Here is a 13,083-nt window from a genome sequence, read left to right on the forward strand (position 1 = left end):
GAAGACTCAGTCTTCTTCCGGGCCCTCGACCGGCACATGCACATGCAGGTCGATCATCTGCCGCAGCGTCTGCTTGAGCTCTTCGGCGCGCCGCAGCCCGAAGGGTTCGAGCACGCGCCGCTCGTGGTCGCGCGCGAGTTCCATCAGGTGCTCCACCGCCTTCAGCCCCTTGCGCGTGATGCGCACCAGCGTGATGCGGCGATCACTTTCGTGGGGCAGGCGTTCGACCTGTCCGCGCGCTTCCATGCGGTCGAGCAGCCGCGTCACCGTCGGCTGCTTGGTGACAGTCACCTGGGCGAGCTGGCCGATGCTGATTGGCTCGCTGCCCGCAAGCGATGCCATCACGCGCCATTCCGACACGGAGAAGCCCTGCTGGCGCGCGACCTCGTGGAACTCCGAAGAGATCAATTGGCTGGCCTGTGCCAGCAGCGCCGGCAGGTAGTCGTCGACGAAGCGATGCGATTCGGTGGATGGATCTGGTTCAGCCATGAAGGCACCTCACAGTCGCCGCGGGCACGCAGCTTGCATGTCTAGGGTAATTCATGATTGTGGATACATTCATTTGTCAACATTATAGGAAGCGTGATGTGGCACCTGAAGCGCATCCTCCCACGCGAAGGAAGAAGGACCCCAATGGCTGAGCGTTCGTTCGTCGAAGAAGTCAAGAAGCTGAGGCTTTCTGGCGGAGATGTCTTTCGTGGCGAGGGCATTCTGGCCGTCACCAAGGCCTTGCTCGAATCCGGAGTTTCCTATGTGGCGGGCTACCAGGGCGCGCCCATCTCGCACCTGATGGATGTGCTGGCCGACGCACAGGACATCCTTGCCGAGCAGGGCATCCGCTTCGAGAACAGTGCAAGCGAAGCCACTGCTGCAGCCACGCTTGCGGCGTCGGTCAACTACCCCTTGCGCGGCGCCGTCACCTTCAAGGCCACCGTGGGCACCAATGTGGCGTCCGATGCGCTGGCCAACCTGGCGTCGGGCGGCGTGACGGGCGGCGCGCTCATCATCGTGGGCGAGGACTACGGCGAAGGCTCGTCGATCATGCAGGAGCGCAGCCATGCGTTCGCGATGAAGTCGCAGATCTGGCTGCTCGACCCGAGGCCCAACCTGCCGAGCATCGTCGATGCGGTGAAGCAGGGCTTCGATCTGTCGGAGGCCAGCCACACGCCCGTGATGCTGCAGCTGCGCATCCGCGCTTGCCATGTGCACGGCCACTTCATCGCCGGCGACAACAAGCGCGCGAAGTTCACGCTGAAGGACGCGCTCGAGAACCCGCAGCGCGACGTCGGCCGCATCGTGCTGCCGCCCGCGAGCTTCGTGCACGAGCAGGAAAAGGTGAAGGACCGCTGGCCCGCCGCCGTGCGCTTCATCGAGGAGCGCAAGCTCAACGAGTTCTTCTCCGAAGACGCCGACGACATCGGCATCATCGTGCAGGGCGGCAGCTACAACACGCTGCTGCGCGCGCTCGAGCGCCTGGGCCTGGCCGACGTGTATGGCAACACGCAGGTGCCGCTCTACGTGATGAACGTGGCCTACCCCGTCATCGAGAGCGAGGTGATCCGCTTCTGCGAAGGCAAGCGCGCGGTGATGGTGGTGGAAGAAGGCCAGCCCAACTTCGTCGAACAGAATCTTGCGACCATCCTGCGGCAGGCCGGTTCGACCACGGCGCTGCATGGCAAGGACATGCTGCCGGTGGCCGGCGAATACACCGCCGCCGAACTGCTGAAGGGCGCGCGCAGCTTTTGCGAGCGCTACGACCGGCTCGCGCCGCTGCCGGTGCCCGCCCCCGTGCGCAAGGTGATCCCTTTGGTGGAGGTCGCAGCGATCGGCGTCGATGCCGCACCCGAGCCCGCATTGCCGTCCACAGCGCTGGGCGAAGTGGTCCACGCCCGCCCACCGGGCTTCTGCACCGGCTGCCCCGAGCGCCCGATCTTCAGCGCCATGAAGCTGGTCGAGCGCGAACTGGGCCCGCACCACGTGAGCGCCGACATCGGCTGCCACCTGTTCTCCATCTTGCCGCCGTTCAACATCGGCAACACCACCATGGGCTACGGCCTCGGCGGCGCAGGTGCTTCCGCGCTCAACGCGCCGGCCGGCAAGCGCGCGATCTCGATGATGGGCGACGGCGGCTTCTGGCACAACGGCCTGACCAGCGGCGTTGCCAACGCGGTCTTCAACAAGAGCGACAACCTCACCATCGTCGTCGACAACAACTACACCTCGGCAACGGGCGGGCAGGACATCCTCTCGTCGAACGCCGTCAACAAGACGCGCAGTACCGGCCACGAGATCGAACGCGCCGTGCGCGGCGTGGGCGTCGAATGGGTCAAGACATTGCGCCGCACCTACGACGTCGCTGGCATGCGCGATGCGCTGAAAGAAGCGCTCACCACCAAGACCCCAGGCCCGAAGGTGCTGATCGCCCAGTCGGAATGCATGCTCAACAAGCAGCGCCGCGAGAAGCCGCTGATACGCAAGGCCATCGCCGACGGCAAGCGCATGGTGCGCGAGAAGTTCGGTGTCGATCCCGACACCTGCACCGGCGACCACTCGTGCATCCGCTTGTCGGGCTGCCCGTCGCTGTCGATCAAGCCCAACCCCGATCCGCTACGCACCGACCCGGTCGCCACGGTGCTCGACAGCTGCGTGGGCTGCGGTGTGTGCGGCGAGGTTTCGCACGCCGCCGTGCTGTGCCCGTCGTTCTACAAGGCGCAGATCGTGAGCAACCCGAGCCGCTGGGACCTGCTGCGCGAGCGTGTGCGCGCTGCCGTCATCGGCTGGCTGCAGCGCGGCGAAGCACGCCGTCGTGAAGCCTATGCGTTCTGAAGCGATGACGAACGGCGCACAACCGATCAAGATCGCGATCCTCGCCATGGGCGGGGAGGGCGGCGGCGTTCTGGCCGACTGGATCGTCGACATGGGCGAGGCCAATGGCTACGTGGCGCAGACCACGTCGGTGCCGGGCGTGGCGCAGCGCACGGGCGCAACCATCTACTACGTCGAGCTCTATCCGACGGCACGGGCAGACGCCGACGGTGGCAAGCCTGTGCTGGCGCTGATGCCATTGCCGGGCGATGTCGATGTGGTGCTGGCGTCGGAGCTTATGGAGGCTGGACGCGCGGTTCAGCGCGGGCTGGTCACGAACGACCGCACCACGCTGATCGCCTCCACGCACCGCGTGTTCTCGATCGCGGAGAAGAGTGCGCTGGGTGACGGCCGCGTCGACAGCGACCAGCTGCTCGCGCACACGGCACGGGCCGCCAAGCGCTTCATCCGCTTCGACATGGCGCAGGCGGCCGAGGCCTCGGGCAGTGTGATCAGTGCTGTGCTCTTTGGTGCGTTGGCAGGATCGGGCGTGCTGCCTTTCAGCCGTGCGCAGTTCGAGGCGACGATAGAACGCGGCGGCGTAGGTGTGAAGCCCAGCCTCAAGGCCTTCGGTGCCGCATTCACCCGCGCGCAGGGCGGCGACGACGGCGAGCCGGTGAAAGAGGCTCCGCTCGCCACGCCGGCACCGCAACCCCGCCACCCGGCCGTGCGTGCGCTGGTCGAGCGCGTGCAGCGTGAATTTCCGGCTGCCGCACAAGACTTCCTGCTCGAAGGCGTGCGCCGCCTCATCGACTACCAAGACCCGGCCTACGCCGGCCTGTACCTCGACCGCATGGCGGCCTTGCCGGCCGGCGACCACCGGCTGCTGCGTGAAACCGCGCGCCACCTTGCGCTCTGGATGTCCTATGAAGACACCGCCCGCGTCGCCGCGCTGAAGACCCGCGCCACCCGCTTCGAGCGCGTGCGCGGCGAGGCCCGCGTGCAAGCCGGGCAGGTGCTGGCCATCAACGAATACATGCACCCACGCCTGCAGGAAATCTGCGAGACGCTGCCCGGCGGCATCGGCCGCTGGCTCATGGATTCGACGCTGCCGAAGAAGCTCGTCGAGCGCTTCACGCAGCACGGTCGCGTGATCCGGACCAGCTCGCTGCGCGGCTACCTCATGCTGCGCACGGTGGCAGCCATGAAGCGCTGGCGCCTGTCGACACTGCGCTATGCCGAAGAGAACCGCCGCATCGAGGAATGGCTGCAGCGCATCGCCGCGACTGCGCAGCGCAACCCGGAGCTCGCCGTCGAACTAGCCCAGTGCCAGCGGCTCGTGAAAGGCTACAGCGACACGCACGAGCGCGGCGTTCGCAACTACGACACCGTGATGCGCGCCGTAGAGCGCGCCGGCGCGGCGCTGGCACCGGCCACGCTGCGCGAACTGCGCGACGCGGCGCTGGCCGACGAACACGGCCACAAGCTGCAGGCTGCACTGGCGCAGCACGCACTGGCCTGACGAAGAGACATCGAAGATGACCGCACCCTCCGCCACCCTCTCGCTGCGCGTTGTCGAAGCGCGGGCACTGAATCCGCTGATCCGCATGCTGCGCCTGCGCGCCGAAGACGGCCGCGCGCTGCCCGGCTTCGCGGCCGGCGCCCACATCCGCGTGCAGGTGTCGCTGCCCGATGGCAAGACCGACTGGCGCCACTACTCGCTCATCAACTTCGCGACCGCGCGCAACGCCACCAACGCACCAACCGAGTACGTGATCGCCGTGCGCAAGGAGGCCGAAGGCCGTGGCGGCTCGCGCTTCATGCACGAGCAGTTGAAAGAGGGCGACACGGTCGCCATCGAGGCGCCGAAGAACGACTTTCCGCTGCACACCGGTCCCGGCGGCACCGTGCTGGTGGCGGGTGGCATCGGCGTCACGCCGCTTGCCACCATGGCCGCGCGCCGCCGCGCCGAAGAGGCGCCGGTGCGCATGCACTACGCCGGCCGCAGCCGCGAGCTGATGGCCTTCCTGCCCGAGCTGCACGCACTGCTCGGCGACGAGCTGCGCGTGCACGCCGATGCCGAAACCGGCGCGCCTCTCGATATCGACGCGCTGCTCGACGGCGTGCCCGCTGGCGATCGCCTCTACGTCTGCGGCCCCAAGGTCATGCTGGACGCCGTGCTGGCCCGCACCCAGGCGCGCGGCTGGGAACACGACCGCGTGCACTTCGAGCTCTTCACCGAGCCGGTCGCGGAAGCGGGCGACCAGCCCTTCGAGGTGGAACTCGCCCAGTCGGGCCAGCGCTTCACCGTGCCGGCCGACCAGAGCATCCTCGATTGCCTGATCGAGCATGGCTGCGACCCGATGTTCGACTGCAAGCGCGGCGAATGCGGTGTGTGCGCCGTGCCCGTGATCGAAGGCGAGATCGAGCATCGCGACTACGTGCTCACCGCCCGCGAGAAAGCGGCAGGCAACGTCATCCAGATCTGCATCTCGCGCGCCAAGGGTGCGCGCCTGGTGCTCGACCTTTGAAGGAGCCACGAGAACCATGCCTTCATACCGAGACAACCCTGAAGCCGTCCGCGCGCTGGTGCGCAACGACCGGGTGCACCGCGACCTGTACACCAGCCAGGAACTGTTCGAGCTGGAGCAGGAGCACTTCTTCGCCAACACCTGGAACTATGTAGGTCACGAGAGCCAGTTGCCCAAGCCGGGCGACTGGATCAGCAACGAGATCGCGGGCCGCCCGCTGATCGTCGTGCGCCACGCCGACGGCAGCGTGCGCGCCATGATGAACCGCTGCGCCCACAAGGGCTCGCGGCTCGTCAACGGGCCGTGCGGCAACACCGGCAAGTTCTTCCGCTGCCCGTACCACGCCTGGACCTTCAAGACCGACGGCTCGCTGCTCGCCATTCCGCTCAAGACCGGCTACGAGAACACCGAGCTGCACGAGTGCGAATCGGCCAAGGGGCTCACCACGCTCAAGCACGTGCGCAGCCATCGCGGCTTCATCTTCGTGAAGATCAACGACGCCGGGCCGGACTTCGACGCGTACTTCGGCGATTCGCTGAGCTCCATCGACAACATGGCCGACCGTTCGCCCGAAGGCGAGCTGGAAATCGCCGGCGGTTGCCTGCGCTTCATGCACCAGTGCAACTGGAAGATGTTCGTCGAGAACCTCAACGACACCATGCACCCCATGGTGGCGCACGAGTCCTCCGCCGGCACCGCCAAGCGCATGTGGGCCGACAAGCCCGAGGACGAACCCAAGCCCATGGCCGTGGAACAGTTCGCGCCCTTCATGTCCGACTACAAGTTCTTCGAGGACATGGGCATCCGCACCTACGACAACGGCCACAGTTTCACGGGCGTGCACTTCAGCATCCATAGCAAGTACAAGGCGATCCCCGCGTACGACGATGCGATGAAGGCGCGCTACGGCGAAGAGAAGGCTGCGCAGATCCTCGGCATGGCGCGCCACAACACCGTGTACTACCCGAACCTCACGATCAAGGGCGCGATCCAGGCGATCCGCGTGGTGAAGCCGATTTCGGCCGACAGGACGCTGATCGAGAGCTGGACCTTCCGCCTGAAGGGCGCGCCGCCCGAGCTGCTGCAGCGCACCACCATGTACAACCGGCTCATCAACTCGCCGTTCTCGGTGGTCGGGCATGACGACCTGCAGGCCTACCGGGGCATGCAGGCCGGGTTGCACGCGAGCGGCAACGAGTGGGTCAGCCTGCACCGTGACTACGACGCGTCGGAGTTGAAAGGCGGTGAGATCACCACGGGCGGCACCAACGAGCTGCCGATGCGCAACCAGTACCGCAGCTGGGTCGAGCGCATGACGGAGACGATGTAAATGGCTAACCCCCGGGCTTCGCGCACTTCGTGTCGCTTCTCCAACCCCCTTGCAGGGGGCAACACCTGCGGCCCGGCAAAGCCGGTTCCGCGGTGTTCCTCGAATGAAGAGGTACTCAAATGACATCGGTGACGCATCAGGACCTGATCGACTTCGTCGTGAACGAAGCGCACCTGCTCGACACGCGCCGCTTTGAAGAATGGAACGCGCTCTTCACCGACGATGCCTTCTACTGGATTCCGCTGGTCCCCGACCAGGAAGACGGCCTCAACCACACCTCGCACCTCTACGAAGACAAGCTGCTGCGCGACCTGCGCATCGAGCGTCTCAAGAGTCCGCGCGCCTTCTCGCAGCAGCCGCCGAGCCGCTGCCACCATCTGCTGCAGATGCCGGTGGTCGAGCAATTCGACGACGAGGCGAACCGCTACGTGGTGCGCACCGGGTTCCACTACACGGAGTCGCAGGGCGACGAACTGCAGTTCTACGTCGGCACCTTCTTCCACCACCTCACGGTGCAGGACGGCGCGCTGCGCATGACGCTCAAGCGCGTCAACCTGCTCAACTGCGACGCGGCGCTGCCGGCCGTGCAGCTTTTCATCTAGGGACGCGATGACATACGCGACCGTCCATCAAGTCTTCGCGGCCACCGCGGCGCGCACGCCGCAGGCCGAGTTCCTGTTCACCGAATCGGTGACGGCCGCCGCCTATGGCATCGCGCCCGGCGCGATCCGCTGGGGCGAAGCCGCCGAACAGGTCGAGCGCCTGCGCGCGGCCTACGCGCAAGCCGGCTATGGGCACGGCCACCGGGTCGGCCTGCTGCTGGAGAACCGGCCGGCATTCATCTTCCACTGGCTCGCGTTGAACGCCCTGGGCGTGAGCGTGGTGCCGATCAACGCCGAGATGCGCTCGGCCGAACTGGTCTACCTGATCGGCCACAGCGAAATCGGCCTGGCCGTGACGCTGCCCGAGCGTGCGGGTGACCTGCGCGCTGCGGCTGCGCAGGCCGGCGTGGCCTTCGAGACGATGGGGCCCGACGACGCGGTGCCCAGCGCGAAGACAGTTGCACCGTGCGCCCATGAGCCCATCGGCATCGATACCGAGTGCGGCCTGCTCTACACCTCGGGCACCACGGGGCGACCCAAGGGCTGCATCCTGAGCAATGCCTACTTCCTGCGTGCCGGCGAGTGGTACGCCGCGCTCGACGGCGTCTGCAGCATCCGGCCCGACGCCGAGCGCGTCATCACGCCGCTGCCGCTCAACCACATGAATGCGATGGCGTTCTCCACCATGGTGGTGCTGGTGGCGGGCGGCTGCCTGGTGCAGCTGGACCGCTTCCATCCGAAGACCTGGCTGGCCAGCGCGCGCGAAAGCGGCGCGACCATCGTGCATTACCTCGGCGTGATGCCGGCGATGCTGCTGTCGGCCAACGCGTCTGCGGCCGACAGGGACCATGCAATCCGCTGGGGCTTCGGCGCCGGTGTGGACCGCAAGAACCACGCACCTTTCGAAGAGCGCTTCGGCTTCCCGCTGGTCGAGGCCTGGGCCATGACCGAGACCGGCGCGGCCGCCTGCATCATGGCCAACCGCGAACCGCGCCTCGTCGGCACCAGCTGCTTCGGGCGGCAGGAAGACTTCGTGCAGATCCGCCTCATGGGCGAAGACGGCAACGATGTCGGCGTCGATGCGCCGGGCGAACTGCTCGTGCGTTCGGCCGGCGACGACCCGAAGCGCTACTTCTTCTCCGGCTACCTGAAAGACGAGGAAGCCACGCGCGAAGCCTGGGCCGACGGCTGGTTTCACACCGGCGACCTGGTGCGGCGCGATGCTGAAGGCAACTTCTTCTTCGTCGACCGCAAGAAGAACGTGATCCGCCGCAGCGGCGAGAACATCTCGGCCGTCGAGGTCGAGAGCGTGCTCAACCAGCATCCGGCCGTGAAGACCTCGGCCGTGGCCGCCACACCCGATGCGGTGCGCGGCGACGAGGTGCTGGCCTGCATCGTGATGCGCGAAGGCGCCGACGCATCGCAGCGTGAACAGATCGCAGCCAGCATCGTCGCGCATGCGCTGGACCAGCTGGCGTACTACAAGGCGCCCGGCTACGTGGCATTCGTTGATGCCCTGCCGCTCACGCCGTCGCAGAAGATCCAGCGCGGGCAATTGCGCGAGATGGCGCAGTCGTTGCCGGGGCAGGGCCACTGCATCGACACGCGCGCCATGAAGAAGAGGCAAGCATGACGAAGCGACGGCTTTCCTACGAAGGCGTCGCGGTCGCGGTGCCCGTCACCGTGCCTTACGTGCGCTACTCCACGCGCACCGCGCACTGGTTCATCGGCCAGGCCGTCGAGGCGCTGGTCCAGGCCAGCGGCGTTGCCAAGGAACAGATCGACGGCCTGTGCCTCAGCAGCTTCTCGCTCGCGCCAGACACGGCCGTGGGCGTCACGCAGCACCTGGGTCTGTCGCCGCGCTGGCTCGACCACGTGCCCACCGGCGGCGCTTCGGGCGTGATGTGCCTGCGCCGCGCCGCGCGGGCGGTGCAGGCGGGCGATGCCGACATCGTGGCCTGCGTGGGTGCCGACACCAACCACGTCGACTCCTTCCGCCAGACGCTCGGCAGCTTCAGCAACTTCGCGCGCGATGCGAGCTACCCCTACGGCTCGGGCGGACCGAACTCGATCTTCGCCTTCATCACCGCCAACTACATGCGCACCTACGGCGCGAAGCGCGAAGACTTCGGCCGCATCTGCGTGGACCAGCGCACCAACGCGCTCGGCAATCCGAACGCGATGTTCAAGAAGGCGCTGACGCTCGACGAGTACATGGCCGCGCGGCCCATCTCCGACCCGATCCACCTGTTCGACTGTGTGATGCCCTGCGCCGGCGCAGACGCCTTCCTCGTGATGAGCGAGGAGCGCGCACGCGACCTGGGCCTGGCGCACGTGGTGATCCGCGGTGCCATCGAGCGCCACAACGCCTATGCCGAAGACCCGGTGATGGTGCAGGGCGGCTGGCGCAAGGACCGCGACGACCTCTATGCGCAGGCCGGCGTGCAACCCGCCGCGCTCGATTTCGTGCAGACCTACGACGACTACCCGGTCATCGTGATGATGCAGTTCGAGGACCTGGGCTTCTGCGAGAAAGGCGAAGGCTCGGCCTTCGTGCAGTCGCACACCATGACCTTCAACGGCAGCTTCCCGAACAACACGAGCGGCGGGCAACTCTCGGCCGGGCAAGCCGGCGCGGCGGGTGGCTTTCTCGGCATGGTCGAGGCGATCCGGCAGCTGACGAACCAGGCCGGCGCGCGCGCCGTGCCCAACGCCCAGATGGGCCTCGTCGCCGGCGTCGGAATGGTGACTTACGACCGCTGCCTCTGTACCGGCGCGGTCATACTGGGGAGACCGGCATGACGATGCCCCTGATGCGCCCCCGCGCAAGAACCCGGTGCTGCGCACCCGGCAGATGAACCTGCCGCCCGGCGCGCGCGGCCGCGTGGCGCTCGGTCTCACGGCTGCAGCCGCCGAAGGCCGCTTCGAGCTGCAGACCTGTGAGGACTGCGGCACGGTGCAGTACCCGCCGCGCGAGGTCTGCCACAAGTGCCTGTCGGCCGCGCTGCGCTGGCGCCAGCAGAGCGGCGAGGGCGAGCTGCTCGGCAGCACCACGCTGCACCACAGCAACGACCTGCTCTTCCGCGAGCGGCTGCCGTGGCGGTTGGGCCTGGTGCACCTGGATGCCGGCCCGACGCTCATGGTCCACCTGCATGGCGAAGTCGGCGACGCACCGCAGCGCGTGCGTGTCTGCGCCCGGCTCGACCGCGCCGGACAAGCCGTTCTCATTGGTTTTCCGAATGAAGGGAGTGCCCACATGGCCGACGACAAGATGCTGCGAGAAATGACCAGCGACCCCAAGTTCCGCAAGGCGCTGGTGACCGACGGCAAAACCGAGACCGGGCAGGCCATCGTGCGTGCGCTGGTGAAGGCCGGGGCCGACATCGTCTGGGTCGGCCACGCCGAGCCCTGGAAGAAGATGGGCGACGGGCTCGACGACATCTCGGCGCTGCCGCAGGTCACGCTGGTGCCGCTGGACCTGACCAACGGCCGCCAGGTGACCGAGCTCGCGGGCTCCATCGGCGGCAAGGTCGACATCGTGATCAACAACGCCGAAGTGCACCGCACCTTCGGTATCGGCGCGCGCCGCGGCACCGACGTGGCCAAGGCCGAGATGGACATCAACTACTTCGGCCTGTTGCGCTTGGCGCAGGAGTTCGGTCCCGCGCTCAAGGGCCGATCGGCCGACGGCGCGACCGGCGCGACGGCGTGGGTCAACCTGCTGTCGATCTACGCGCTCAGCAACTTCCCGCCGCACGGCACCTTCAGCGCCTCGAAGGCTGCTGCGCATTCGCTCGCGCAATGCCTGCGCGCTGAAATGCGGCCCGCAGGCATCCGCGTGATCAACGTGTTCCCCGGCCCCATCGACGATGAATGGAATCAGCACACGCCGCCGCCCAAGCTGGCGCCCACCGCGCTGGCCAACGCCATCGTGAAGGCGCTGCGCGACGGCGTGGAAGACGTGTACCCCGGCGACGTGGCGCAGGAGTGGCTGGAGCGCTGGCGCGACAACCCCAAGGTGCTCGAACGAGAGCTGGCCGCAGGCGGCTGAGATCAGGAGCCACACGATGACCACAAGCACAACCGAACTGATGCCCGCCGCCGAAATCCTCGGCAGCCTCGTGACCGCGATGGCCAGCGGCCGCATCCGCGTGATCGACCTCACGCAGACGCTCACGCCCGAGTTTCCGCAGATCGCGCTGCCGCCCGAGATGGGGCAGTGCTGGCCTTTTCGCATCGAGGAAGTGTCGAAGTACGACGAGCGCGGCCCGGGCTGGTACTGGAACAATTTTTCCTGCGGCGAGCACACCGGAACGCACTTCGATGCGCCGATCCACTGGATCTCGGGCCGCGACCTGCCGAACAACTCGGTCGACACGATCCCGGTGCAGCACTTCGTGGCGCCGGCCTGCGTGATCGACTGTTCGCCGCAGGTCAAGGACGACCCCGACTATCTGCTGACCCTGGAGGACATCGAGGCCTACGAGGCGGCGCACGGCCGCATCCCGAAGGGCGCGTGGGTGCTGATGCGCACCGACTGGTCCAAGCGCACCGACCCCGAGGCGTACCAGAACTTCGACGAAACGGGCCAGCACACGCCCGGCCCGAGCACCGAGGCCGTGCGCTTCCTGGTCGAGCAGCGCGACGTGCTGGGCTTCGGCTCCGAGGCCATCGGCACCGATGCCGGGCAGGGCTATCACCTGCGCCCGCCGTACCCGTGCCACTACTACATGCACGGCGCGGGGCGCTATGGGCTGCAGTGCCTGAGCAACCTCGACCTGCTGCCGCCGGCGGGTGCGGTGCTGATCTGCCCGCCGCTGAAGATCGAGAAGGGCAGCGGCAGTCCGCTGCGCGTGCTGGCATTGGTGGGAGCGTCGCTATGACTCGCTGTTCCCGCATTGGCTTTGGCTCCTTCTCCCGCTCGCGGGAGAAGGCGGGGGATGAGGGCTCTTCGCCTTGCGCGCACCCTCACCCCAACCCTCTCCCGCGCGCGGGAGAGGGAGCAAGACGCGGAGGCCGGGCATGAGCAGCGGAGCACCCAAGGTCGCTGCCGTCACGGGCGGCAGCGCCGGCATCGGCAAGGCCATCTGCGAAGACCTGCTGGCACAGGGCTACGAGGTGGTGTCGCTCGCGCGCCGCAAGGCCGAGATCGACCATCCGAAGCTGCACAGCCTCGAGGTCGACCTGAGCGACCGCGCCGCCACGGGCGCAGCGGTGCGCGAACTGGTCGAACGCTTTGCGCCGACCACCATCGTCCACAACGCCGGCGTCATCCGCGCCGCGCTGCTGCCCGACGTGAAGCTCGACGACCTCGATGCGCTGGTCGACCTGCACCTCGGCTGTGCGATCCAGCTCGTGCAAGCCGCACTGCCCGCGATGCGCGCACAGCGCTTCGGCCGCGTGGTGCTGCTGTCGTCGCGCGCCGCGCTGGGCCTGGCCACGCGCACCAGCTATTCGGCCACCAAGGCCGGCATGCTGGGCATGGCGCGCACCTGGGCACTGGAGCTTGCGGCCGACGGCATCACGGTGAACGTGGTGGCCCCAGGGCCTATTCGCACCGACATGTTCTACGACGTGGTCGAGGCCGGCAGCGAGAAGGAACGTGCGCTCGCTGCCTCGGTGCCCGTCAGACGCCTCGGCGAATCGGCCGACGTGGCACGCGCCGTGCGCTTCTTTGCCGATGCCGACAACAGCTTCGTCACCGGCCAGGTGCTGTACGTGTGCGGCGGTACCAGCGTCGGCAGCCTGGCACTTTGAAATGACCCCCAGTCTTCGCGCACTTCGTGTCGCTACGCCAACCCCCTTCCAGGGGGCA

Annotated in this window: 10 protein-coding genes and 1 pseudogene; 10 read left to right on the plus strand and 1 reads right to left on the minus strand. The window is 67.4% G+C overall.

The window, feature by feature from the left end; all coding sequences use genetic code 11:
* Window positions 1-6 precede the first annotated feature (6 nt).
* Window positions 7-489: a MarR family winged helix-turn-helix transcriptional regulator gene (locus tag ACEOAB_RS06970; protein ID WP_007831268.1), complete on the minus strand. Its 483-nt coding sequence runs from the start codon at window positions 487-489 to the stop codon at window positions 7-9.
* Between the two features lie 144 nt (window positions 490-633).
* On the opposite strand from ACEOAB_RS06970, the gene ACEOAB_RS06975 reads away from it, so the two are divergent.
* The 10 genes and pseudogenes from ACEOAB_RS06975 (at window position 634) to ACEOAB_RS07020 (ending at window position 13,025) form a co-directional block, all read left to right on the plus strand.
* A complete protein-coding gene (locus ACEOAB_RS06975) occupies window positions 634-2,826 on the plus strand; it encodes a thiamine pyrophosphate-dependent enzyme (protein ID WP_413748548.1) in 2,193 nt (730 codons plus the stop codon).
* A 4-nt stretch (window positions 2,827-2,830) separates the two neighbouring features.
* A complete protein-coding gene (locus ACEOAB_RS06980) occupies window positions 2,831-4,327 on the plus strand; it encodes an indolepyruvate oxidoreductase subunit beta family protein (RefSeq protein ID WP_413748549.1) in 1,497 nt (498 codons plus the stop codon).
* A gap of 16 nt (window positions 4,328-4,343) precedes the next feature.
* A complete protein-coding gene (locus ACEOAB_RS06985; protein ID WP_413748550.1) occupies window positions 4,344-5,336 on the plus strand; it encodes a PDR/VanB family oxidoreductase in 993 nt (330 codons plus the stop codon).
* 16 nt (window positions 5,337-5,352) lie between these two features.
* Entirely contained in the window at window positions 5,353-6,666 is a 1,314-nt protein-coding gene (locus ACEOAB_RS06990) for an aromatic ring-hydroxylating dioxygenase subunit alpha (RefSeq protein WP_413748551.1), read from the plus strand.
* A gap of 119 nt (window positions 6,667-6,785) precedes the next feature.
* Window positions 6,786-7,268, plus strand: coding sequence for an aromatic-ring-hydroxylating dioxygenase subunit beta (locus ACEOAB_RS06995; protein ID WP_413748552.1), 483 nt, complete (start codon window positions 6,786-6,788; stop codon window positions 7,266-7,268).
* Window positions 7,269-7,275: 7 nt separating this feature from the next.
* Entirely contained in the window at window positions 7,276-8,901 is a 1,626-nt protein-coding gene (locus ACEOAB_RS07000; RefSeq protein WP_413748553.1) for an AMP-binding protein, read from the plus strand.
* Window positions 8,898-10,070 (plus strand): thiolase family protein, encoded by a 1,173-nt coding sequence (locus tag ACEOAB_RS07005; protein WP_495653560.1) that lies wholly within the window; start codon window positions 8,898-8,900, stop codon window positions 10,068-10,070. The genes ACEOAB_RS07000 and ACEOAB_RS07005 overlap by 4 nt, the downstream gene beginning before the upstream one ends.
* A pseudogene (locus tag ACEOAB_RS07010) lies at window positions 10,067-11,319 on the plus strand (SDR family NAD(P)-dependent oxidoreductase). The gene ACEOAB_RS07005 and the pseudogene ACEOAB_RS07010 overlap by 4 nt, the downstream one beginning before the upstream one ends.
* A gap of 16 nt (window positions 11,320-11,335) precedes the next feature.
* A complete protein-coding gene (locus ACEOAB_RS07015; RefSeq protein ID WP_413748556.1) occupies window positions 11,336-12,151 on the plus strand; it encodes a cyclase family protein in 816 nt (271 codons plus the stop codon).
* 139 nt (window positions 12,152-12,290) lie between these two features.
* On the plus strand, window positions 12,291-13,025 hold the full coding sequence (locus ACEOAB_RS07020; protein WP_413748557.1) for an SDR family oxidoreductase: 735 nt from the start codon (window positions 12,291-12,293) through the stop codon (window positions 13,023-13,025).
* Window positions 13,026-13,083 lie beyond the last annotated feature (58 nt).

The sequence above is a fragment of the Variovorax sp. Varisp53 genome (genome assembly GCF_059491555.1).